Annotated in this window: 20 protein-coding genes; 14 read left to right on the forward strand and 6 right to left on the reverse strand. The window is 40.2% G+C overall.

Annotated elements, in window-relative coordinates:
- The first annotated feature begins 10 nt into the window (after window positions 1–10).
- The 9 genes from tgt to HCN54_RS02710 all read left to right on the forward strand — a co-directional run bounded on the left by tgt (window position 11) and on the right by HCN54_RS02710 (window position 8821).
- On the forward strand, window positions 11–1141 hold the full coding sequence (gene tgt / locus HCN54_RS02670) for a tRNA guanosine(34) transglycosylase Tgt (protein ID WP_167596415.1): 1131 nt from the start codon (window positions 11–13) through the stop codon (window positions 1139–1141).
- Window positions 1142–2218: an LptF/LptG family permease gene (locus HCN54_RS02675; RefSeq protein ID WP_072984534.1), complete on the forward strand. Its 1077-nt coding sequence runs from the start codon at window positions 1142–1144 to the stop codon at window positions 2216–2218.
- Window positions 2205–3119: a DMT family transporter gene (locus tag HCN54_RS02680; RefSeq protein ID WP_167596416.1), complete on the forward strand. Its 915-nt coding sequence runs from the start codon at window positions 2205–2207 to the stop codon at window positions 3117–3119. Before HCN54_RS02675 ends, HCN54_RS02680 begins: the two co-directional genes overlap by 14 nt.
- Before the next feature lie 87 nt (window positions 3120–3206).
- Window positions 3207–4160 carry an acetyl-CoA carboxylase carboxyltransferase subunit alpha gene (locus HCN54_RS02685; protein WP_072984538.1) on the forward strand — a complete coding sequence of 318 codons (954 nt, stop codon included), beginning with the start codon at window positions 3207–3209 and terminating at the stop codon, window positions 4158–4160.
- 169 nt (window positions 4161–4329) lie between these two features.
- Window positions 4330–5892 carry a replicative DNA helicase gene (gene dnaB, locus HCN54_RS02690; RefSeq protein ID WP_072984540.1) on the forward strand — a complete coding sequence of 521 codons (1563 nt, stop codon included), beginning with the start codon at window positions 4330–4332 and terminating at the stop codon, window positions 5890–5892.
- Between the two features lie 273 nt (window positions 5893–6165).
- On the forward strand, window positions 6166–7350 hold the full coding sequence (locus tag HCN54_RS02695) for an asparagine synthetase B (protein ID WP_167598823.1): 1185 nt from the start codon (window positions 6166–6168) through the stop codon (window positions 7348–7350).
- Complete coding sequence (locus HCN54_RS02700) at window positions 7351–7890, forward strand: DUF922 domain-containing protein (RefSeq protein WP_167596417.1); 540 nt, start codon at window positions 7351–7353, stop codon at window positions 7888–7890.
- Window positions 7891–7987: 97 nt separating this feature from the next.
- Window positions 7988–8197 carry a DUF2945 domain-containing protein gene (locus tag HCN54_RS02705; protein ID WP_167596418.1) on the forward strand — a complete coding sequence of 70 codons (210 nt, stop codon included), beginning with the start codon at window positions 7988–7990 and terminating at the stop codon, window positions 8195–8197.
- A gap of 6 nt (window positions 8198–8203) precedes the next feature.
- Complete coding sequence (locus tag HCN54_RS02710; RefSeq protein WP_167596419.1) at window positions 8204–8821, forward strand: L-threonylcarbamoyladenylate synthase; 618 nt, start codon at window positions 8204–8206, stop codon at window positions 8819–8821.
- Window positions 8822–8990: 169 nt separating this feature from the next.
- Here HCN54_RS02710 and HCN54_RS02715 read toward each other — a convergent pair whose 3' ends face one another.
- The 3 genes from HCN54_RS02715 to HCN54_RS02725 all read right to left on the reverse strand — a co-directional run bounded on the left by HCN54_RS02715 (window position 8991) and on the right by HCN54_RS02725 (window position 11353).
- A complete protein-coding gene (locus HCN54_RS02715; protein WP_072984549.1) occupies window positions 8991–9821 on the reverse strand; it encodes a flagellar motor protein MotB in 831 nt (276 codons plus the stop codon).
- Window positions 9822–9911: 90 nt separating this feature from the next.
- The gene (locus HCN54_RS02720; protein WP_167596420.1) at window positions 9912–10910 is read right to left on the reverse strand and encodes a glycosyltransferase family 2 protein; all 999 of its coding nucleotides are present in this window, start codon (window positions 10908–10910) and stop codon (window positions 9912–9914) included.
- A complete protein-coding gene (locus HCN54_RS02725) occupies window positions 10907–11353 on the reverse strand; it encodes a type I restriction enzyme HsdR N-terminal domain-containing protein (protein WP_072984904.1) in 447 nt (148 codons plus the stop codon). The genes HCN54_RS02720 and HCN54_RS02725 overlap by 4 nt, the downstream gene beginning before the upstream one ends.
- 101 nt (window positions 11354–11454) lie before the next feature.
- On the opposite strand from HCN54_RS02725, the gene holA reads away from it, so the two are divergent.
- Window positions 11455–12486 (forward strand): DNA polymerase III subunit delta, encoded by a 1032-nt coding sequence (holA, locus tag HCN54_RS02730; protein ID WP_167596421.1) that lies wholly within the window; start codon window positions 11455–11457, stop codon window positions 12484–12486.
- On the opposite strand, the gene HCN54_RS02735 is transcribed toward holA, so the two are convergent.
- Together HCN54_RS02735 and tsaD are read right to left on the reverse strand one after the other, a co-directional pair.
- A complete protein-coding gene (locus HCN54_RS02735) occupies window positions 12487–13200 on the reverse strand; it encodes a 16S rRNA (uracil(1498)-N(3))-methyltransferase (RefSeq protein WP_167596422.1) in 714 nt (237 codons plus the stop codon).
- A 2-nt stretch (window positions 13201–13202) separates the two neighbouring features.
- Window positions 13203–14240: a tRNA (adenosine(37)-N6)-threonylcarbamoyltransferase complex transferase subunit TsaD gene (gene tsaD / locus HCN54_RS02740; RefSeq protein ID WP_167596423.1), complete on the reverse strand. Its 1038-nt coding sequence runs from the start codon at window positions 14238–14240 to the stop codon at window positions 13203–13205.
- Between the two features lie 274 nt (window positions 14241–14514).
- Between tsaD and HCN54_RS02745 the strand changes: the two genes are divergently transcribed.
- The 4 genes from HCN54_RS02745 to HCN54_RS02760 all read left to right on the forward strand — a co-directional run bounded on the left by HCN54_RS02745 (window position 14515) and on the right by HCN54_RS02760 (window position 22042).
- On the forward strand, window positions 14515–18873 hold the full coding sequence (locus HCN54_RS02745; RefSeq protein WP_167596424.1) for a translocation/assembly module TamB: 4359 nt from the start codon (window positions 14515–14517) through the stop codon (window positions 18871–18873).
- A 221-nt stretch (window positions 18874–19094) separates the two neighbouring features.
- Window positions 19095–20081: a 6-phosphofructokinase gene (gene pfkA / locus HCN54_RS02750; RefSeq protein WP_167596425.1), complete on the forward strand. Its 987-nt coding sequence runs from the start codon at window positions 19095–19097 to the stop codon at window positions 20079–20081.
- A 29-nt stretch (window positions 20082–20110) separates the two neighbouring features.
- Window positions 20111–21112 carry a type I glyceraldehyde-3-phosphate dehydrogenase gene (gap, locus tag HCN54_RS02755; RefSeq protein ID WP_072984563.1) on the forward strand — a complete coding sequence of 334 codons (1002 nt, stop codon included), beginning with the start codon at window positions 20111–20113 and terminating at the stop codon, window positions 21110–21112.
- 69 nt (window positions 21113–21181) lie between these two features.
- Window positions 21182–22042, forward strand: a complete 861-nt coding sequence (locus HCN54_RS02760; protein WP_072984565.1) for a BadF/BadG/BcrA/BcrD ATPase family protein — start codon at window positions 21182–21184, stop codon at window positions 22040–22042.
- 76 nt (window positions 22043–22118) lie between these two features.
- Here the strand turns inward: HCN54_RS02760 and HCN54_RS02765 are convergent, their stop codons facing one another.
- A complete protein-coding gene (locus HCN54_RS02765) occupies window positions 22119–22499 on the reverse strand; it encodes a RidA family protein (RefSeq protein WP_167596426.1) in 381 nt (126 codons plus the stop codon).
- Window positions 22500–22508 lie beyond the last annotated feature (9 nt).

A 22508-nucleotide genomic window follows, 5' to 3' on the forward strand; every position in this document is an offset into this window, starting at 1 on the left:
AAATTATACTATGCAATTTAATCTTGTCACAAAAGACGCTGCCAGTAAGGCGCGTGCAGGAGCAATCACCACCGATCACGGAACCATTGAAACCCCAATTTTTATGCCCGTGGGCACCGTTGCCACGGTAAAAGGGGTGCATCAGCGGGAGCTAGAACAAGATATAAATCCTGATATAATTTTAGGAAACACCTACCATTTATATTTAAGACCACAAACCGAAATCCTCGAGAAGGCCGGTGGCTTACATAAGTTTATGAATTGGGACCGAAACATTCTAACCGATAGTGGCGGGTATCAAGTTTATTCACTTTCCGCAAATCGAAAGATCAAAGAAGAAGGTGTGAAGTTTAAATCACACATCGATGGCTCATTTCACATGTTTACACCAGAGCGTGTGATGGAAATTCAGCGTAGTATTGGCGCCGATATTATTATGGCTTTTGATGAGTGTACGCCGTATCCTTGCGATTATAATTACGCAAAACGCTCGATGCATATGACGCATCGATGGTTAGATCGCTGTATCAACCATTTGGCCAAAACGCCTCTTAAATACGGTTATAATCAGGCGTTTTTTCCTATTGTTCAAGGGAGTACCTATAAAGATCTGCGGAAACAATCTGCGGAGTATATAGCTAACTCGGGAGCGGTAGGAAATGCCATTGGCGGACTTTCAGTAGGGGAGCCTGCTGAAGAAATGTATGCGATGACTGAAGTGGTGACCGAAATCCTTCCGGAAGATAAACCGCGGTATTTGATGGGCGTGGGAACACCTATCAATATTTTAGAGAATATTGCGTTAGGTATAGATATGTTTGACTGCGTAATGCCTACGCGTAACGGGCGCAACGGAACTTTGTTTACACAACACGGTACGATAAATATTAAAAACAAAAAATGGGAAGCTGATTTTTCTGCGCTTGATCCTGACGGAACGACTTGGGTAGATACCGCGTATTCTAAAGCTTATGTGCGTCATTTATTTAGTGTGAACGAAATTTTAGGGCGTCAGATAGGGACCATTCACAATCTTGGTTTTTATATGTGGCTGGTACGCGAAGCCCGAAAACATATTATTGCCGGAGATTTTTACAGCTGGAAAGAAAAAATGGTAAAACAAATGGATAAAAGACTTTAGATGAAAATCCTTGATTGGTACATACTGAAGCGTTATCTGGGCACTTTTATAGGAATGCTGCTCTTATTTATCCCCATCGGGATCACGGTAAATCTCGCCGAGAAGATAGATAAGATGTTAGCTAACGAGGTGCCTTTTGTTGAGGTAGCGATCTATTATCTCAATTTTACCATCTATTTTGCCAATCTGTTATTTCCGTTGTTTTTATTCCTGTCGGTGATTTGGTTTACTTCAAAACTGGCAAACAATACTGAGGTTATCGCATTTTTGAGTAGTGGTGTTTCGTTTTACAGGTTTTTACGACCTTATCTTATAGGAGCAACGCTGGTTTGTATCGGGGCTTATATTCTGGGTACTTATCTTGCGCCTAATGCCAGTAGAGGGTTTAATGAGTTTACTTATGAATACCTCAAAAATGGTAAGGCAGCACGGGAAACCCGAAATGTTTACCGCCAGATCAATGATCACGATTACATCTACGTGAGTAGGTTTACACCGTCTAGCAAAATGGGGCAGAACTTCACTTTAGAACATTTTGAAGACAATACGCTGCAATATAAAATTCAGGCGCGCAGTATCGTCTACCGTCCTGAAGATACACTCTACCGCCTTAATGGTTATAAAAAGCGAATTGTAGGTAAAGAGGGTGATATTTTAATTTCAAAACCAAAATTAGACACCTTATTTTCTTTTGACCTAGAAGATCTCACCCCGCTAGAATATATCGCGGAAACTTTGACGACTCCAAGATTACGAGAGTTTATAGATAAGGAGCGCGCTCGAGGTTCTTCGGCGATCAACAGGTATGAAGTGGTGCTGTACAAACGCTACAGTTTACCGGTGAGTGCCTATATCTTAACCATTATTGCCGTTGCAGTTTCTTCGATGAAGCGCCGTGGAGGAATGGGAATCAATTTGGCGTTGGGGATTTCACTAGCCTTTATATTTATCTTTTTTGATAAGGTTTTTGGGACCATTTCAGAGCAATCAGATTTTTCGCCTATGGTTGCCGTATGGCTGCCTAATGTGCTTTTTGGTATTTTAGCTGTTTATCTTCTCAACCGTGCAAAACGATAGTCTTAAAAGTTACCTTCATTTTCACGTCATCGTGTTCATTTGGGGGTTTACGGCAGTTCTGGGTGCTTTGATCAGCATTGGTGCTACGGCATTAGTTTGGTATCGTATGCTCATTGCTTCTCTGGTTATATTTGTCTACATAAAAATTAAAGGGATTTCGCTCAAGGCGAAAGGAAAAACACTGTTAGGGCTTGCAGGTGTTGGTGTTCTAATAGCCTTGCATTGGTTGACGTTTTTCGGCGCGGTAAAAATCGCTAATGTTTCTATCACTTTGGCGATGATGAGTACGGGTGCTTTCTTTACAAGCATATTAGAGCCTATCTTTTATAAACGGAAACTCATCTGGTATGAACTCGTTTTTGGTTTGCTTGTTATTGGTGGCTTATATCTCATTTTTGAAGTAGAAACACGTTACACCGAAGGAATCATCGTTGCGCTTATTTCGGCATTACTGGCGGCCTTGTTCACGCTATTTAATGGTAAGTATGTCAAGAAGCACGATTCGGTGATGATCTCTTTTTATGAGCTGCTTACCGGGGCCTTGTTTATTACTGTTTTTCTGGCGGTAACTAATCGTTTTGACGCTTCCTTTTTTCAAGTGCAGCAAACAGACTGGATCTACCTTATAATTTTGGCTACGGTGTGCACCGCGTATGCATTTATCGCTTCGGTGAAAGTTATGAAGCATCTAACCCCATATACGATTATGCTCACCACAAATATGGAACCGGTTTATGGAATTATCCTCGCATTTCTCATTTTAGGCGACGCCGAACAAATGAATACCGGATTTTATTTTGGAGCGATTCTTATTTTATTGACGGTAATTTTAAACGGAATTTTAAAAAATGCCCGAAGACGCAAGGCTGCACGTGCATTAAATACGATAAAAACAAACTAAAAAAATGACCGGTTAAAAACCGATAAGGGTTTGGGAGAAGCTTTTTAAAACCTTTATATTTGTCAGCTAACTAAAAATTTCCCCTAAATGGAATATTTAGAATTTGAACAACCTATTAAGGAGCTAGAAGAACAGCTCCAGAAGTGCTCACTTATTGGTCAGGAAAGTGATGTTGATGTGACCAATACGTGTAAGCAAATAGAGAAAAAACTCATTGATACTAAGAAGGAGATTTATAAAAATCTTACGCCTTGGCAACGAGTTCAACTTTCACGTCATCCTAATCGCCCGTATACATTAGATTATATCAAGGCGCTTTGTGGGGATACTTTTTTAGAACTTCATGGAGATCGCAATGTCAAAGATGACAAAGCGATGATAGGTGGTCTAGGGAAGATAGGCGACCAGAGCTTTATGTTGATCGGTCAGCAAAAGGGATTCAATACAAAAACGCGTCAATACCGTAATTTCGGTATGGCAAATCCAGAAGGCTACCGCAAGGCTTTGCGACTTATGAAAAGTGCAGAGAAATTTAACCTTCCTGTAGTTTGCTTTATTGATACTCCGGGAGCTTACCCGGGTCTTGAAGCTGAAGAGCGCGGTCAAGGAGAAGCGATCGCTCGTAATATTCTTGAAATGACCCGTCTTAAAGTGCCAATCATCGTCGTGATCATTGGGGAAGGAGCCAGTGGTGGAGCTTTAGGAATAGGTGTTGGAGACAAAGTATTGATGCTTGAGAATACGTGGTATTCTGTGATTTCTCCAGAATCTTGTTCTTCGATTTTATGGAGAAGCTGGGAGTTTAAAGAGCAAGCGGCAGATGCCTTAAAGCTTACCGCAAAAGATATGAAGAAGCAAAAGCTTATTGATGAGATCGTAAAAGAACCTCTTGGTGGGGCGCACAGTGATCGCGAAGCGACCTTCACTACAATAAAAGAAGAGATTTTAAAAGCGTTTAAAGAGTTTAAAAACTTATCACCAAAGGATTTGGTTGAAAAACGTATGGATAAATATTCAAATATGGGTGTATTTAAAGGCTAATACACTTAAACATCACTTGCGACAAAATTCCGGAGTTTTGCACTCCGGATTTTTTTATGCTTGTTAACAAGAATATTTAGTTATCAACAAGCTATTTGTTAATTTATGGTGGACAATGACAGCATTGAAAAGTTGAACCTGCCAAAGCAAATTTTTTACATTCGCCCTCATGGAAAATCTGAAAACCAAGCCCAATTTTATAAATCCTAAAAAAGATGTGATCTCCTTAGAACGTGGTAAGTTACCACCTCAAGCTATTGATTTAGAGCAAGTTGTTTTAGGTGCGATGATGATCGATAAGAAAGGTGTAGATGAGATCATAGATATTTTAAGTCCAGAAGTTTTTTATAAAGATGCGCATCAACATATTTATGATGCTGTACGCGCATTATTTGAAAACGGCGAGCCTATTGACTTATTAACTGTTTCTCAGCAGTTAAAGCAAATGGGGAAATTAGATCAAGCCGGCGGCGATTACTATTTGATTCAGTTAACTCAAAAAGTATCGTCTTCAGCACATATTGAGTACCACGCCCGTATTATACTTCAGAAATACATTCAGCGTAGTTTGATTAAAATTTCAAATGAAATTATCGAAGAAGCTTACGACGAGACCACAGATGTTTTCGACTTACTCGATAATGCCGAAAGTAAACTTTACGAAGTAACACAAGGGAACATCAAGCGTAGTTCTGAAACCGCGCAGAGTTTGGTAATTCAGGCTAAAAAGAAAATCGAAGAGATCTCGAACAAAGAAGGGCTTTCAGGGATTCCATCAGGTTTTGATCGTTTAGATAAATTGACTTCAGGATGGCAGGCGAGTGATTTAATTATCGTTGCTGCACGTCCGGGTATGGGTAAAACGGCACTTACGCTTTCTATGGCGCGTAATATTGCGGTAGGACAAAATATTCCGGTGGCGTTTTTCTCTCTGGAGATGGCTTCGGTACAGTTGATTACCCGTTTGATCTCTTCAGAAACCGGCTTGTCTTCAGAAAAATTAAGAACCGGTAAACTCGAAAAACACGAGTGGGAGCAGCTCAATGTTAAAGTAAAGAGCTTAGAAAAAGCGCCTTTATTCATTGATGATACACCATCGCTTTCCATCTTTGATTTACGTGCAAAAGCACGGCGTCTGGCATCACAACACGGGATTAAGATGATCATTATTGATTACTTGCAGTTGATGACCGCCGGCGGGAGTCAAAAGGGTGGAAACCGTGAACAGGAAATCTCGATGATCTCGCGTAACCTTAAAGCACTCGCAAAAGAATTGATGGTGCCGGTGATCGCATTATCACAGTTATCACGTGCGGTTGAAACGCGTGGTGGAAGTAAACGACCGCTGCTTTCTGACCTTCGTGAATCTGGTGCGATCGAGCAGGATGCCGATATTGTATCGTTTATCTATCGCCCTGAGTATTATAAGATTGATGAGTGGGATGATGAGGAGCGTAGCCCAACAGAAGGCCAAGCCGAATTCATCATCGCGAAGCACCGTAATGGTGGGTTAGAAAATATTAGGCTGAAGTTCTTAGGGCACCTCGGTAAATTCGACAACCTTGATGATTTTAGTACGCCGTATCAGTTTGAATCTGCAATGAATCAAAATGCAGCAGCTAACGATGATACCTTTACTCCAGACAGTTTCCCAACGCCTGATCAGGCTTTTGGAAGCTCGATGAATGATGGTGGCTTTGATCGAAACGGAGAAGACGAGGTTCCGTTTTAGAATTTAAAGAGAATAAATAGAGAAAGGAAGTCGGTTTTGGCTCCCTTTTTTTTTGGCGCCGCTAATGGGAAAACAGCCAGGTTGTCTTTGGTATAGTTTATTAAATCAACTTAGCTAAATACTAGGCATAGTCTTTGAATCGTTGTAACTTCAACAGCATAAATAAGTAGACTTTTGAGCTTGAATATATATTGTACTTTTCGACGGTTTTTTCTATTTCTTTGCTTGTGTGTTTTTTCGCTTCCTGCGAGCGCTTCCTATGTGTTGATCCCAATGGATGCCGAAAGTCAGAAAGAACATTTAAAAGCATACGGTATCACCTATTGGACATTAGCACAGCAACAAAAAGTAAAATGGTTGCTCAATTACAGAGGTGGAGCTTTTTTACTTCCGGATACTGAAGAGCTTCAAAAAGAATGTATGATACGTGGAGTTTCGTTTGAAGTTCTAAGCGACGCTAAAACTGAAAGTATTTTAGCCGAAATTGAGAGTCCGTCGCAAAATATGGAAGCGATCGTGCTTGAAAAAGCGCCTAAAATAGCGGTCTACACACCAGATAGTTCGGTGCCATGGGATGATGCGGTTACGATGGTTTTAGAATATGCCGAAATACCTTACGATAAAATATATGACCGCGAAGTGCTGGCAGACGAACTCGTGCTGTACGACTGGCTGCATTTACATCACGAAGATTTTACCGGACAGTATGGAAAATTCTACGGCTCATACAGAGCGACTTCTTGGTATATCGAAGAGAAGAAACAAGCCGAAGCTCTTGCGACAGAATTGGGTTACGATAAAGTTTCTCAAGCGAAGCTCGCAGTTGCTACTAAAATCAGTGATTATGTGATAGGTGGCGGCTTTATGTTTGCGATGTGTAGCGCGACTGATAGCTTTGATATTGCGCTTTCGGCAACGGGAGTTGATATTTGCGAACCGATGTTTGACGGTGACGCTTCAGAGGCTAATTATCAGGCCAAAATCAATTTTGAACGCACCTTTGCTTTTACAGATTTCACGTTGGTTAAAAATCCGCAGCAGTATGAATTCAGTAGTATTGATACGACGCCGTTTAGAAGAGTTCCGGTAGATACAGATTATTTTAGTCTAAAAAGTTTTTCGGCAAAATGGGATCCTGTACCTACGATGCTCTGCCAGAACCACACCGCTTTGGTGAAAGGTTTTATGGGGCAAACCACTGCCTATAATCCTAAAGAGATCAAAGCGAATGTGCTAGTTATGGGCGAAAACAAAGCCAATGGTGAAGCACGCTACATACACGGCGTAAAAGGTAAAGGCTTTTTTACCTTTTATGGCGGTCACGATCCTGAGGATTATCAGCACCGTGTGGGTGACCCTAAAACAGAATTAAAATTGCATCCTACGAGTCCCGGATACCGCTTGATTCTCAATAATATATTGTTTCCGGCAGCAAAGAAGAAAAAACAAAAAACGTAAATGAAACGTACTGTTCTGCTTCTATGTTGTCTGTGTTTGCTAGCCGGGCTGCAAAGAAAGTCGGCACGAATGCCTTGGCGTGCCGGGCATACATTAAGATGGTCAGACTTTCAGGCGTTACCTGATGAGCACAGCGGGTTTTCTGCCAGTGCTAACACAGGAATTAGTCATCGATATACTATTTCTAAAGCGGGTGTGCTTGATCCTTCAAAATCAATTATCAAAGCTAATTTCTATCCCAAACTCTCGTGGTACAAGCCGGAACTTATAGATGAATTTACACTGAAACACGAGCAAACGCATTTTGATATTTCCGAAGTGCATGCGCGAATGTTTCGCAAGGCGGTGGCAGAATTTCAATTTACCCGAAACTCTAAAGCAGAAATTCAGAAAATTTATAAGAAGATCGAAAGTAGCCGGCGCAAGATGCAACAGCAGTTTGATGCAGAAACAGAACACTCCGTAGATCGGGAGGCTGAAATCCGCTGGGAATCCAATGTAGAAGCTTTACTGCGTAAGTACAGGCATTGGGCCGATTGAAACGCTTGATTTTAAGGTTTCTTATGTAATAGGCGTTAATCTTGTGTTAGAAAATTTAAGTTTCCCGAAGTTCTCGGCTAACTTTAAAAGAAAAACTATGATACGAGAAGGAAGTACAGTACAATGGAAATGGGGTAACGGTACCGCTAAAGGCGAAGTAAAAGAATCTTACGCTAAAGAAATTACCAAAACAATTGACGGTAGCGAAATTACCCGAAAAGGAGAAAAAGGCAATAAAGCGCTTTTAATCAAACAGGAAGATGGTTCTACTGTTTTAAAATTAGAAAGCGAAGTAGAGAAAGCATAATAGCGAATGGCAGAGTTTGTAAAACTTTATGACGAAAACCCCAGCGAACGTGAGATCAAACGTATTGTTGAGGTTTTAAAAAATGACGGGGTAATCATTTATCCCACAGATACGGTGTACGGTTTGGGTTGCGACATTACCAGCAATCGAGCATTGGAGCGGGTTGCACAGTTGCGCGGAGTAAAATTGGCGAAAGCTAATTTCTCTTTTATCTGTGAAGATTTGAGTAATCTTTCAGATTATGTGCGGCAGATAGATACGCCAACATTTAAATTATTGAAACGGGCATTGCCGGGACCTTACACCTTTATTCTTCCTGGGAACAATAATTTGCCTACTGTGTTTAAAAAGAAGAAAACTGTTGGGATACGAGTGCCGGATAATAACATCGCTCGTACTATTGTGAAGCATCTTGGGAATCCCATTATTTCAACTTCGATTTATGATGAAGATGATGTGATTGAGTACACTACAGATCCAGAGCTTATTCTTGAAAAATGGGATAAGCTTGTAGATGTTGTGGTTGATGGCGGATATGGAGGTAATATTCCATCTACAGTGATTGACCTGACCAGTGGTGAGGCCGTTTTAATCAGAGAAGGTAAAGGAGATCTTACCATTTAGAATTCGCTTTTTAATTTTAAGTACTACAGGATTCCAAAGCAATTTCTTGAGACTTTGGGTAGAACTTTAATTTGGATTAGATGTAGACCTTATAGAGAAAACCTTTGGCTTATGCCAATAAAAAACCCGGTCATTTGACCGGGTTTTAATATTTTAAAACTAAAGCTTTTTAGTTTTTAGGCATTCCCTCTTCAATCATTTTGTAGAATTGGTCTAGCTTAGGAAGAACAACAATACGTGTTCTACGGTTACGAGCACGACCTTCTGCAGTATCATTGCTAGCAAGAGGCACGTAGTAACTTCTACCTGCTGCAACCATACGCTCTGGTGGTACACCAAATTCTTCTTGAAGAATACGTACTACTGAAGTTGCACGCTTCACACTAAGATCCCAGTTATCTTCAATTACTGAAGTACTAATTGGTTTACTGTCTGTGTGACCTTCTACCATAAACTCGATGTCTGGCTTGTTTTTAACTACAGTTGCAACTTTACCAAGAACTTCTTTAGCGCGGTTCGTTACATCCCAACGACCACTGTTAAATAATAATTTGTCTGAGATAGAAACGTAAACAACACCTTTCTCAACGTTGATCTCGATGTCTTCGTCATTAAGGTTACCTATCGCTCCTTTTAAGCTAGTAACAAGAGCAAGCGTTACAGAATCCTTACGGTTCATCGCATCACGGAATGCTTTGATCTGAAGGTCTTTTTCTTTCATTTGCTCAAGAGACTTTTCTAAGTTTTCAGCACCTTTAGCTGAAAGTGTAGTTAAGTTTCCTTGCGTATTGATCAAATTGTTATTTGCACTTCTTAGGTCAGTGATTTGCTCTTTCATCGTTTCACTTTGCGCTAAACAAGCGTTAAGTTTTACGGTTGCTGTGTTAAGCATATCCTGCGTTTCTTTTTGTTTTGCCTCTAATGCAGCATATTTCTTTTGAGATACACAAGAGGAAAGAAGTACCAGCGCTGATGCCGATACCATCATTAATTTTCTCATAATTTCAGTTGTTATCTTTAATTTTTAGTAACGTCAAATGTATTAAAATTCGTGCCTAAATGCCCAACCTTAACAATACTTTAGATTTTGTTAAAATATGTCGCTGTAGTGCTTATTTTTCCTTATGAAATACTCCCAGACGATAGATTTGACCTTGGCGTAGGGCTGATTTCCTGAAGTGCGTGCACGCTTGTTAAGCAATTTTGGAATTTGGGCATAAAAATTGAAATGCGCTTTGAGCACTGCTGTAAAATGTTTCGGTTTTCCTTCTGCTAAGAATTTAAAAGCGGCGATTCCGTCGAGGCACATTCTCGCAAATAGAATAGGGTAAACCTTAAAACCTGCTACGTTTTTTAATAAAAGCATCAAGTTATTTCTAAAATTCAAAAAGGTTTTTTTCGGATTCATTTGCTCTAGCGTGGCTCCGCCTAGGTGATACACCACACTTTCTCCTATATATTGAATGGAATACCCTAGATTCTTTATTCTCCAGCACAGATCAATTTCTTCCTGATGTGCAAAGAAATCTTCATCAAGAGCGCCGGCCTGCCAAAAAACTGATTTTCGCACGGCTAAACAAGCGCCAGTCGCCCAGAAAATTTCTAAAGAATCATTGTATTGCCCGGTGTCTTCTTCACAGGTGTCAAATATGCGTCCGCGACAAAAAGGATATCCTAAAGAATCTAGAAATCCTCCGGCAGCACCCGCATATTCAAAGTGTGTTTTCTTTTTTAGATCTAAAAGTTTTGGTTGGGCAGCCCCCAGATTTGAATCTGTTTCAAAAGCTTTGATCATAGGTTCAAGCCAACCGGAAGTTGTTTTAATATCACTATTCATCAGGATCAAAAGCTCTTCGTCCAAGTATTGCAAGGCGTCATTATAGCCTTTGGCATAGCCGCCATTTGAAGCATTCTGAATGATCTTCACCTGCGGAAATTCAGCTTGTACAAAAGCGACAGAAGTATCGGTTGAAGCATTATCGGCTACATAAATGGTCGCTAAATGCGCGCTATTTTTGATGACGCTGGGTAAAAATTCTGCTAGTAGTTTTTTACCGTTCCAATTGAGTATAACGATGGCTGTTTTCATAAGCTGTAAACCGGAATATCTCGTAAGAACACATATTTTTTCGCTTCATAATCCATCTGACAATAGTAATGGTTGAGTCCGTTAGTCACCATTAAATATTCTGCTTTTACCGCGAGATTATACCGCGCAATCTGATCAAAAGTTTCCTGTGTGATTTTAACCTTTGGGGCTTTGCATTCAATGATCAAAAAAATGCTTCCGTCAGGATTAAAAACAACGCCATCATAACGTTTTGAGGTGTTATTGATCTTTAATTCTTTCTCAACATTTATAAGCGATAACGGATATTTATACGCGGCTAAAAGATGTTTTACCACGTGTTGCCGCACCCATTCTTCCGGGGTGAGTACCACAAATTTTTTACGAATAGGGTCAAATATAAGCGGTTTATTTTCGCTACTTTTGAGCCTGAAGGCATATGGAGGAAAATTTAATTCTTGCATCGTTTCAAAGGTAATCAACCTACGGAATTTTTTAAGCCTGCATCAGTTTTAAAACTTCGTCCCAATCGGGATATTCATTTATAAAGAGATTCAATACAACCTTGGTAGAAGAAGTTACACGCATTGTAAAGGATATTAAAAAAGGCAATCTGAGACCTATTTATTTCTTAATGGGAGAAGAGCCTTATTATATAGATCAGCTTGCCGATTATATTGCTGATAATGTGTTAACCGAAGAAGAAAAGGGATTCAATCAGATGGTGCTTTACGGGCGTGATGTGTCTCTTGATGATGTACTATCGCAGGCCAAACGTTTCCCAATGATGGCAGAGCGTCAAGTGGTGATCGTAAAGGAAGCTCAGGATATGTCACGCGAAATCTTATTGCAACCTGATAAAAGCAAGAACAAACTTGAGGCTTACGCCGAAAATCCGCAGCCAACTACCGTTTTGGTGTTCTGTTATAAGTACAAGAAGCTTGATAAACGCAAGCGGGTTTATAAGGAAATTGCCAAGAGCGGACTCATCTTTGAAAGTAAGAAGCTTTATGAAAATCAAGTGGGTGACTGGATTCGGCGCGTGATGTCTGGCAAAGGCTACACCGTAGAACCCAAAGCGGCGCATATGCTCGTGGAGTTTTTAGGAACCGACTTGTCTAAGATCAATAACGAATTAGAAAAACTTCGGCTAATTCTTCCTGAGGGCAGCACGATCACACCACTTGCAGTTGAGCAGAATATCGGGATCAGTAAAGACTTTAACAACTTTGAGTTGCAGCGCGCCATTGGTGAAAAAGATGTGGTGAAAGCGCATCGTATCATCAATTATTTTAGTCAGAACCCCAAGGATAACCCGATGGTCGTGACCATTGCTTTACTCTTTAGCTTCTTTCAACATTTATTGATCTATCACGGTTTGCCCAGTAAAGACAAGAGCACCGTTGCAAAAACGCTAAAAGTAAATCCTTTTTTTGTTGGCCAGTATGTAGATGCAGCGCGCAATTACCCGATGAAAAAAGTGAGCCACATTGTCAATTTATTACGCACGGCAGATGTAAAAAGTAAAGGTGTTGGCGCTTACAACCTTTCGCAGGGAGATTTGCTCAAAGAGCTTTTGGTGCAAATAATGTCTTAATTAAGCCTCGTTTACAAAAGCAACACTGTGCGTCGCTACGATTGCAGCAGTTTCGGTGCGTAGGCGGCTTTCTCCAAGCATTACAGGGCTGAATCCGGCTTGAATGGCTTGTTCTATTTCGCTAGGCGAAAAATCTCCTTCAGGACCTATTAAGATCAAAACATCTCTTTTAGGCTGAAGTTTTTGTTTGAGCGAAAATCTGTTAGTTTCTTGACAATGCGCGATAAAGCGATCCCCGTTAAAACCTTTTGTAGCCTCTAAAAAATCACTGAAGGATTGCGCTTCATTCAGTTTAGGAATATGCGCTTTCAAAGATTGCTTCATAGCACTTTGAATGATGCGCTCGTAGCGCTCTTCTTTAATGACTTTACGCTCGCTATGATCACAAATAATAGGAGAAATTTCAGAAATTCCTATTTCGGTGGCTTTCTCGAGAAAGAGCTCAAAACGATCATTCAACTTTGTTGGCGCAACAGCCAGATGTAAATGATAGGGTAGTGGCTGTTCTGAGGTTACTTCTAAGATCTTAACCGTACAGTTTGACGGACTAGCTACGATGATTTCGGCTTTAAAGAAGTTTCCAGCCCCGTTGGTGATATCCAGTACGTCACCGGTACGTTTACGCAGTACTTTTACAATGTGCTTGCTTTCGTCTTTAGGAAAAGTCGCTTCTTTAGCTTCCGCAGCAATTTCTGGATGATAAAAGAGTTGCATACTTAAATTTTTAGACGCGATTGCGCCATTACTTTGGTATCAGTATAACCGGTTTCGGCTAGATTTTCCTCAAGGTATTTGAGGTATCCAACGATCCCGATCATCGCTGCATTGTCTGTGGTGTACTCAAATTTGGGGACAAAAGTTTTCCAGCCATATTTCTGCTCTGCGTCTTTAAGCGCTTTACGGATCCCGCTGTTTGCTGAAACCCCGCCGCCGATGGCCACTTGTTTAATGCCGGTTTGCTTTACCGCTTTCTTGATTTTATCCATCAAAATATTAATGATCGTATGCTGAATGGACGCACAGATATCATTGCGGTTTTTCTCAACAAATTCAGGATCTGCGGCGACCTCTTTCTGATAAAAATAAAGCACCGCTGTTTTGAGTCCGCTAAAACTAAAATCCAGATTGCCTACTTTCGGTTTAGTGAATTTGTACGCTTTAGGATTTCCTAGTTGCGCATATTTATCGATCAATGGTCCGCCGGGGTAAGGAAGACCAAGAATTTTGGCACTTTTATCAAAAGCTTCGCCCACCGCATCGTCCAAGGTTTGACCAATTACCGTCATATCAAAATAACTGTCCACGCGAACGATTTGGGTATGCCCGCCGGAAATCGTCATCGCCAGAAATGGAAACTCTGGTTTATCGTAACCTTCTTCATCAATAAAATGAGCGAGAATATGCGCCTGCATATGATTTACATCGATCAACGGAATGTCTAATCCCATCGCCAAAGACTTTGCAAAAGAGGTCCCTACGAGTAACGAACCCATAAGTCCGGGACCGCTGGTAAAAGCAATCGCATTAAGGTCTTCTTTTTTTACATTTGCCTTGCGCAGCGCCTCGTGCACCACCGGAACAATATTTTGTTGATGGGCGCGTGAGGCCAGCTCAGGAACCACACCGCCATATTGCTCGTGAACAGCCTGACCTGCCACAACATTTGCAAGGGTTTTGTCGTTGTGAAGCACAGCAGCCGCTGTATCATCACAAGAAGATTCTATAGCAAGGATATAGGTGTTATTTTTTGACATTAGGTCGCAAGGTATAGGGAATGTTAATGTACTTTTACTCGAAAATTCGGTAGTATGCTATTTATAGGTTTCCATTAAATAGTAAGGGTTGAGCAATTCGTCTAAAACTGAAGATTTGCCGTTCCTAAGTACGTGTGCTGTGTTTCAATAAAATTAAGGCTTTAGTTTTGTGTTTTTAAATCTAAAGCGGGACAAAGTTAAAACTTAAAAACGTATCAGAAAATTCAGAAAAATAATTACGCGAACCCTATTTATTTTAATAGGTGTCTTTGCATTGCTTTTAATTATTTTTTCGATTCCGGCGGTACAGACTTCGGTCGCTAAAAAGGTCACTAAGGCGCTTAATGATACTTACGGCACCGCAATTTCCATAAATAAAATTCAGCTAAAATATAATGGTAATGCGCTCATAAAAGAGGTGTATATCGCAGACCATCATCAAGATACGCTTATTTATGCTCGAACTGTAGAAACGAGTTTGCTGAGTATACGATCACTGATTGAGAATGAGATGCCACTAGGGGATATCTATCTTGGTGCGGCAAAACTTTATGTGAAAAAATACCAAGGGGAAGAAAACGATAACCTCTATGTATTTTCTCAAAAATTCAACACCGGGAAAACGGGCGGAACCCCTTTTAAACTTTCGGCTTCAGAAGTTGAAATTGAGGATATGCACTTCAAGTTTACTGACGAAGATCTGGACACTCCAGAAGTTATAAATTACCACAACCTGTATATACGTGCCGAAGATTTTGACCTTGATGATGTGACCATCACGACCCAGATCAAAGATCTGCGTTTTGATGCCGACCGCGACTACCACTTGAGAGGACTAGAAGCTGATTTTAAATACAATCCTGATGAGATCATTCTAAAGGAAATGGTACTGTCAACTGAACACTCTGTGATACGCGGTGATGTGTATTTAGACACGCGTAATGACGCTTTTCAAGATTTTAATAATCTGGTCAAGATTGATATAGACTTTGATGAGAGTAAAATCTCCACCACTGATCTGCAAGCTTTTTATGCTGAATTTGGTGCGGGAGAAGACATTTTACTTTCCGGAAAATTACAAGGAACACTTAATGATTTTACCGTAACAGATTTTGATCTTGCCGGTTTAAGCAATAGTCGTATTCTTGGGAATGTGAGGTTTGAGCAGCTTTTAGGTGACAACAGTACCTTTAGAATCAATGGGGATTACAGACAGCTGAAAACGACCTACCTTGATTTGACCTCTTTATTACCTAATGTTTTAGGGAACAATCTTCCGCCGGAATTGGTGCGTTTAGGAACCGTTGACCTTACCGGGACTTTAAATGTTTCTGAAAATACGGTGTATGTTAAAAGTAATATTCAGACAGACCTTGGTTTTCTGGAAACCGATATCGATCTGAGAAATACTCAAAATGTTCAGAATGCTTCGTATGTAGGAATGTTGCGCGGAGAACAATTCAATATGGGGCGTCTGCTCAAAGTGCCAGAACTCAAAAATATCACCTTCAATGTACGGGTAAATGGTTCTGGTGTTGAAGCCGAAACGTTAGATACTCGTGTGGAGGGTGTGATCAGTTCGGCGACGTACAATAACTATACGTATCGCGGAATTACCGTAGCCGGAAATCTGCAAAATCCTAATTTTGATGGTCGTCTGACCGTTCGGGACCCTAACGCCAACTTTACGTTTGATGGTTTAATTGATGTTTCAGAAGAAATACATACGTACGATTTTACTGCAGATATTGCACGCATAGACTTAGGGAAGCTTAATTTCCTAAGAGATTCCTCGGCTGTATTAAAAGGAAAGGTCGTGATGGATATGCGTGGGACGAACATAGATGATACCGGTGGGGTTATTGCGTTTAGTGAAGCGAGCTTCGAGAATGCAAATGACCTTTACGAGTTTCAGGATTTTGTGATCACTTCAGGTTTTAGACGCGGCATACGTACGATCACGATGAACTCTCCTGATATTATTTCGGGGCAGGTTTCCGGAGTGTTTAAAATTGGGGATGTTAAGGCCTTATTTCAGAATGCAATAGGAAGTTTATACACCAACTATGAACCGCAAACGGTTACTGAAAATCAGTTTATGGATTTCAATATTCAGATTTACAGTAAGATCGTTGAGGTTTTGGTGCCTGATGTTGAGCTCGAGCCTGATACTTTTGTCCGCGGAAGCGTAGTTGCTGACGATTCTGATTTTAAATTGACGTTTAGATCGCCGCGCATCAAAGCTTTTGGTGTTATGGCCGAAGCGATCAATGTACGTGTAGATAATAAGAATCCGCTGTTTAATGCCTATGTTGAAGCGGATAGCATTGGTAGCGGCGTGTATGGGGTGAGCGATTTCAACTTGATCAATGTAACCCTGAAGGACACCTTGTTTATTCGGTCAGAATTTAAAGGCGGACCTGACAAGCAGGATAACTTTGATCTTAGTTTTTATCACACCATCAATGAAGAAAATAATTCGGTTGTAGGTTTTAAGCGCAGCAGCCTTCGGTTTAAAAACAATGAGTGGTTTTTAAATGAGCAGGACAATAAAAACAATAAGATCGTTTTTGATAATAACTTTTTAGATTGGGATCTAAAGGAATTGACGCTGTCTCATGACAAGGAACGCATTTCCTTAAAAGGTGAGGTTAAAGACAGTACGTATAAAGACATACAGACCAATTTTGAAAATGTGAGACTTTCGCATATCACTCCATATATTGATAGTTTGGATATGCGCGGACTCGTAAATGGAAATCTTGATGTACTTCAGAAAGAAGGGGTTTATTTACCTAACAGTAGCGTGAATATCGCCAATTTCACAATTAATGATATCTTGATGGGAGATCTAGATCTGTCCATCGAAGGCAACGAGAGTTTAACCAATTATCAAGTCAATACGCGCCTGAATAATGATGATGTTGAAGTGTTGTCTGCTCTGGGAACTATAGATGTAGGCCAGGAAAATCCGTCTATAGATCTGGATGTGCAATTGCGCAAATTGAATATGAAAGCGTTTAGCCCATTGGGTGGAGAAGTGATTTCAAAAATAAGAGGATTGGCAAGCGGTAGGGCGACCGTCACCGGGGATTATCGCAATCCTGATGTGGATGGCGAACTGTTACTACGAGAAGCAGGTCTGGCGATACCTTATTTGAATACCGATTACGACTTTAGAGGTACAGCGAGAATTACGCTAGATGATCAAGAATTTAGGTTTGGTTCAGTAGCGTTGGTTGACACTAAATACAAAACCACAGGTACGCTCACAGGAAGCATCAGTCATCAGTATTTTAGAGATTGGGAGATGGATCTTGATGTGAATACGGATCGCCTTGTAGTTTTAGATACTGAGCCAGATGATTTTGCATTGTATTACGGTACTGCTTTTATAAGTGGCGAAGCCAGTCTTACCGGTCCAACCGATGAATTGGTTATCGATGTGACCGCCACTACTCAGGAAGGTACCGTGTTTAAAATTCCGCTGAGTGATACTGAATCTTTTGGTGACAACAGTAATATTTACTTTTTAAGCCCGGAAGAAAAACAAGCCCGACTAGATGGGGAAGAAGTGGTAATCGAAGAGATCAAAGGTTTAGAGCTGAATTTTGATCTGGAGGTGACACGCGATGCTGAAGTTGAGATCGTAGTAGATGAGGTCAACGGAAGTACGTTAAAGGGAAGAGGAGCGGGGTACTTGCTGATCCAGATCAATACCAATGGGAAGTTCAATATGTTTGGTGACTTTACACCCTATTCAGGAACTTATAATTTTAGATACAGCGGGGTAGTACAGAAGCAATTTAATATCCTTCCGGAAGGAAAGATTAGTTGGGATGGAAATCCTACCGAAGCCTTGCTCGATATTAGCGCGGTATACAACACCCAGGCCAACCCGTCTATCTTATTAGAGAATCCTTCCATAAACCGAAAAATCCCGGTAAATGTGATCATCAATCTTGATGGCGAACTGATTCAGCCTGAGATTACTTTTGATTTTGAATTCCCTAACACGAGTTCGATTGTAACCTCAGAATTAGCGTACAGGTTAGACAACAGAGCTACGCGAGAGCTTCAGGCGTTTTCCTTAGTTACGCAAGGTTCGTTCTTCAGTCAAAGCGGAATCGATGCCCAGTCAGCGGCCTACGGCAACTTGATCGAGACGGCTTCGGGTATTTTTAATGACCTGCTTTCAGACGAAGACGGGAAGTTTAATGTGGGCTTAGATTATGTGCAGGCAGACAACAGACCTGACTTGCAAACTTCAGGACGTTTTGGATTTACCCTTTCGACGCAGATTTCTAAAAAAGTATTGATCAATGGTAAAGTAGGTGTGCCGGTAGGCGGGATCAGTGAGCAGGCTGTAGTGGGTGATGTCGAGGTAAATTTCTTATTAAATGAAGACGGAAGCTTGCGCGCAACAATATTTAACCGTCAAACTGATATTCAATTTGTAGCCCGAAATAACGAAGGCTATACCCAAGGAGCGGGATTATCTTATTCGGTGGACTTCAATACGTTTAAAGAATTAATTCAGAAAATCTTCAAAGGAAAAGCCCGGGAAGTTGAAGAAGAAATTAAGGTAATTCAACCGGATTCTGAAATCCCATACAACGGTTTTGACCAATAAGGCGATAAGCAATTCTTTTTGTGAATATGATATTTTGAGGTTGTGTAAATTTTTAATCTAATAAAAACATCCTATTTAGATTATAAATCCGCCAATTTTATCCCTTTTTAAAAAATAGTTGTTAACGATAACGATTGAAATTGCGAATGCCGTGAAATTCATTAAGAATGGCTTAGGAAAATGCAATTCAATTGCTATTTTTACTTCTCATTCAACAGTAAATGGCACAAAAAATTAGAAAAATCGGAGTTTTAACTTCTGGTGGGGATTCCCCTGGAATGAATGCAGCGGTGCGTGCAGTTGTACGTACGTGTGCATATCATAAAATTGATTGCGTAGGTATTTACCGTGGGTATGAGGGATTGATTGATGGAGATTTTGAACCTATGGATGCGCGTAGCGTACGTGATATCATTAATAGAGGAGGTACAATGCTTAAATCGGCACGTTCAGACCGATTTAGAACCCCTGAAGGAAGAAAAATTGCATACGACAATTTAGTAGAAAATAAAATTGATGGCCTCGTTCTTATAGGAGGTGATGGTACGTTCACAGGCGGACTTATCTTTAATAGAGAGTATAATTTCCCGGTAATGGGAATCCCTGGAACGATAGATAACGACATAAGTGGTACTGATAAAACTTTAGGTTACGATACCGCGCTTAATACAGCTGTAGAAGCGATAGATAAAATTAGAGATACGGCTAGTTCACACAACCGTTTATTCTTTGTAGAAGTAATGGGGCGTGACGTAGGTCATATTGCCTTAAACGCAGGAGTAGGAGCAGGAGCAGAAGAAATTTTGATTCCTGAAGAAAATCTAGGTTTAGATCGTCTTTTAGAGTCGTTATTGCGCAGTAAGGCCAGCGGAAAAACTTCTAGTATCGTTGTGGTTGCAGAAGGTGATAAAACAGGTAAAAATGTTTTTGAACTAAAAGATTACGTAGATGAGAACCTTGATGGTTATGATGTGCGTGTGGCAGTTTTAGGGCATATGCAGCGTGGAGGCTCTCCTAGTTGTTATGATCGTGTTCTTGCAAGTAGAATGGGTGTTAAAGCTGTAGAATCACTCCTAGAAGGCGAAAGCAATTATATGGTAGGTATTCAGCATGAAAAAATGAAACTCTACCCTATTGAAAAAGCGATCAAAGGAAAATCACATATAAATAAAGAACTCGTTCGTGTGTCTGAAATAATGACCACATAATTAGTAATACAAATCAAATAGTAAATAAAATGGGAAATTTAAAATTAGGTATCAATGGTTTTGGCCGTATAGGTCGTATCGTTTTTAGAGCAACCGTAAAACGTGATAACGTAGATGTTGTAGCGATCAATGACTTATTAGATGTTGAGCACTTAGCATACCTTTTAAAATACGACTCAGTACACGGAAACTTTGATGGTACTGTTGAGGTAAAAGACGGTAACCTTGTGGTAGATGGTAAAACAGTACGTATCACTGCAGAGCGTGACCCTAAAAACCTTAAGTGGGATGAAGTAGGAGCAGATGTTGTTGCAGAATGTACCGGTATCTTTACTTCTATGGAGACTGCTGATTATCACATTCAGGCAGGTGCTAAGAAAGTTGTTATTTCTGCACCTTCTAAAGATGTACCTATGTTTGTAATGGGTGTAAACCATAAAGATGTAACTGCAGATAACAAGATCGTTTCTAACGCATCTTGTACTACAAACTGTCTTGCTCCATTAGCAAAAGTTCTTAACGATGCTTATGGTATCGAAGAAGCTTTAATGACTACAGTACACGCTACTACCGCAACACAAATGACTGTTGACGGTCCTTCTAAGAAAGACTGGAGAGGTGGTCGTTCTGCTTTAGCAAACATCATCCCTGCTAGTACCGGTGCTGCTGTAGCTGTAACTAAAGTTATTCCTGAATTGAAAGGAAAATTAACCGGTATGGCTTTCCGTGTTCCTACTCCAGATGTATCTGTTGTAGATTTAACTGTAAAACTTTCTAAAGACACAAGCTACGAAGATATCAAGAAGACCTTTAAAGCGGCTTCTGAAGGTGAGATGGCTGGTGTATTAGGTTATACTGAAGAAGCAGTAGTTTCTCAAGACTTTGTAAGTGACCCACGTACTAGTATTTTTGATGCAGGTGCTGGTATTGAATTGAATTCTAAATTCTTCAAGATCGTTTCTTGGTATGATAACGAGTTTGGATATTCAAACAAGTTAGTTGACTTAGCGGAATACGTTAATTCACTTTAATCGTATTAACTGAATATATGCCCTTTAAACCATTATGGTTTAAAGGTTTTTTTAAACTCTTACAAACACATGATATTATTAGTAGATAGCGGATCGACAAAGACTGACTGGATCGCATTAAATGCTGAAGGTACCGAAATATTTCAAACACAAACTTTTGGACTCAATCCACAAGTTTTGTCTGCAGAAATCTTAACAGAGCGTATCATCAACAACTATGAATTGTACAAACATCGTCACGATGTTACTCACGTGCACTTTTATGGTGCCGGTTGTGGTACTCAAAAACCTAAGGAATTAATCCAGGGTGTTTTTGAAGATTTTTTTGATAAAGCACAGGAAATCGATATTAAAGAAGATACCTATGCTGCACTTTACGCTACTACTAGAAAAGATGAAGCCGGTATTGTTTGTATCATTGGTACAGGTTCTAACTGTAGCCTTTATGACGGTGAGAATATAGAGCAAAAGGTAACTTCATTAGGATATATCCTGATGGATGATGGTAGCGGAAATTATTTTGGACGTCAACTTTTGCGTGATTTCCACTTTAATAAGATACCTAAAGAACTTGCTTATGAGTTTGCTAAGCAATTTGATTTAACGGCAGAAAGCATTAAAAATCATTTGTATAAAATGCCAAATCCTAATACGTATTTGGCCCAGTTTGCACGCTTTGTGATCACTAATAAAGACCACGAATACTGCAGAAAACTCATCCGTAAAGGGTTTAAATTATTTATTGAGCATCAAATTCTTCAGTTTGAGAATGCTAAAGAAATTCCGGTGCACTTTGTAGGTTCAATTGCATTTTATCTACAAGCTGAACTGAAAGAATTACTTCAGGAGTACGACCTGAAAATTGGGAAAGTTCTAAAACGTCCTATTGAAGGATTAGTGGCTTACCACAAAAATTATATGATGGTGTAAGTACAACTACACCTATTAACATTAAAAAAGCCTGAACGCATCGTTCAGGCTTTTTTAATGCTTTTTGGGCAAGAACTTATTTTATGGCGATAACCGAAATTTCAACATTTACAAATTTAGGAAGGTTAGCCACTTCAACAGTTTCACGAGCCGGTGCGGTTTCTTCCTTAAAGAAAGTTCCATAAACTTCATTTACTTGTGCAAAGCTGTTCATATCGCTTAAAAAGATCGAGCTTTTAACCACATTTTCAAATGTGAGTCCGGCTTCGGTTAAAATAGCTTGTAAGTTCTGCATTACCATTTTAGTTTCCGCAGCAATATCTCCGCTAACGAGTTCGCCGGTTTTTGGATCCAACGGAATTTGACCACTTACAAAGAGCGTGTCTCCTGCAAAAACGGCTTGATTGTAAGGTCCTATAGGTGCCGGAGCATTTGTGGTACTAATGATTTCTTTCATGGTATTTGG

This window comes from Leeuwenhoekiella sp. ZYFB001 (assembly GCF_011784865.1).
GTDB classification, from domain to species: domain Bacteria; phylum Bacteroidota; class Bacteroidia; order Flavobacteriales; family Flavobacteriaceae; genus Leeuwenhoekiella; species Leeuwenhoekiella palythoae.

Coding starts and splice junctions, on each gene's coding strand:
- tgt (WP_167596415.1), top strand. CDS start 11: ATGCAATTTAATCTTGTCACAAAAGACGCTGCCAGTAAGGCGCGTGCA.
- HCN54_RS02675 (WP_072984534.1), top strand. CDS start 1,142: ATGAAAATCCTTGATTGGTACATACTGAAGCGTTATCTGGGCACTTTT.
- HCN54_RS02685 (WP_072984538.1), top strand. CDS start 3,207: ATGGAATATTTAGAATTTGAACAACCTATTAAGGAGCTAGAAGAACAG.
- dnaB (WP_072984540.1), top strand. CDS start 4,330: ATGGAAAATCTGAAAACCAAGCCCAATTTTATAAATCCTAAAAAAGAT.
- HCN54_RS02695 (WP_167598823.1), top strand. CDS start 6,166: ATGGATGCCGAAAGTCAGAAAGAACATTTAAAAGCATACGGTATCACC.
- HCN54_RS02700 (WP_167596417.1), top strand. CDS start 7,351: ATGAAACGTACTGTTCTGCTTCTATGTTGTCTGTGTTTGCTAGCCGGG.
- HCN54_RS02705 (WP_167596418.1), top strand. CDS start 7,988: ATGATACGAGAAGGAAGTACAGTACAATGGAAATGGGGTAACGGTACC.
- HCN54_RS02710 (WP_167596419.1), top strand. CDS start 8,204: ATGGCAGAGTTTGTAAAACTTTATGACGAAAACCCCAGCGAACGTGAG.
- HCN54_RS02715 (WP_072984549.1), bottom strand. CDS start 9,821: ATGAGAAAATTAATGATGGTATCGGCATCAGCGCTGGTACTTCTTTCC.
- HCN54_RS02720 (WP_167596420.1), bottom strand. CDS start 10,910: ATGAAAACAGCCATCGTTATACTCAATTGGAACGGTAAAAAACTACTA.
- HCN54_RS02725 (WP_072984904.1), bottom strand. CDS start 11,353: ATGCAAGAATTAAATTTTCCTCCATATGCCTTCAGGCTCAAAAGTAGC.
- HCN54_RS02735 (WP_167596422.1), bottom strand. CDS start 13,200: ATGCAACTCTTTTATCATCCAGAAATTGCTGCGGAAGCTAAAGAAGCG.
- tsaD (WP_167596423.1), bottom strand. CDS start 14,240: ATGTCAAAAAATAACACCTATATCCTTGCTATAGAATCTTCTTGTGAT.
- pfkA (WP_167596425.1), top strand. CDS start 19,095: ATGGCACAAAAAATTAGAAAAATCGGAGTTTTAACTTCTGGTGGGGAT.
- gap (WP_072984563.1), top strand. CDS start 20,111: ATGGGAAATTTAAAATTAGGTATCAATGGTTTTGGCCGTATAGGTCGT.
- HCN54_RS02760 (WP_072984565.1), top strand. CDS start 21,182: ATGATATTATTAGTAGATAGCGGATCGACAAAGACTGACTGGATCGCA.
- HCN54_RS02765 (WP_167596426.1), bottom strand. CDS start 22,499: ATGAAAGAAATCATTAGTACCACAAATGCTCCGGCACCTATAGGACCT.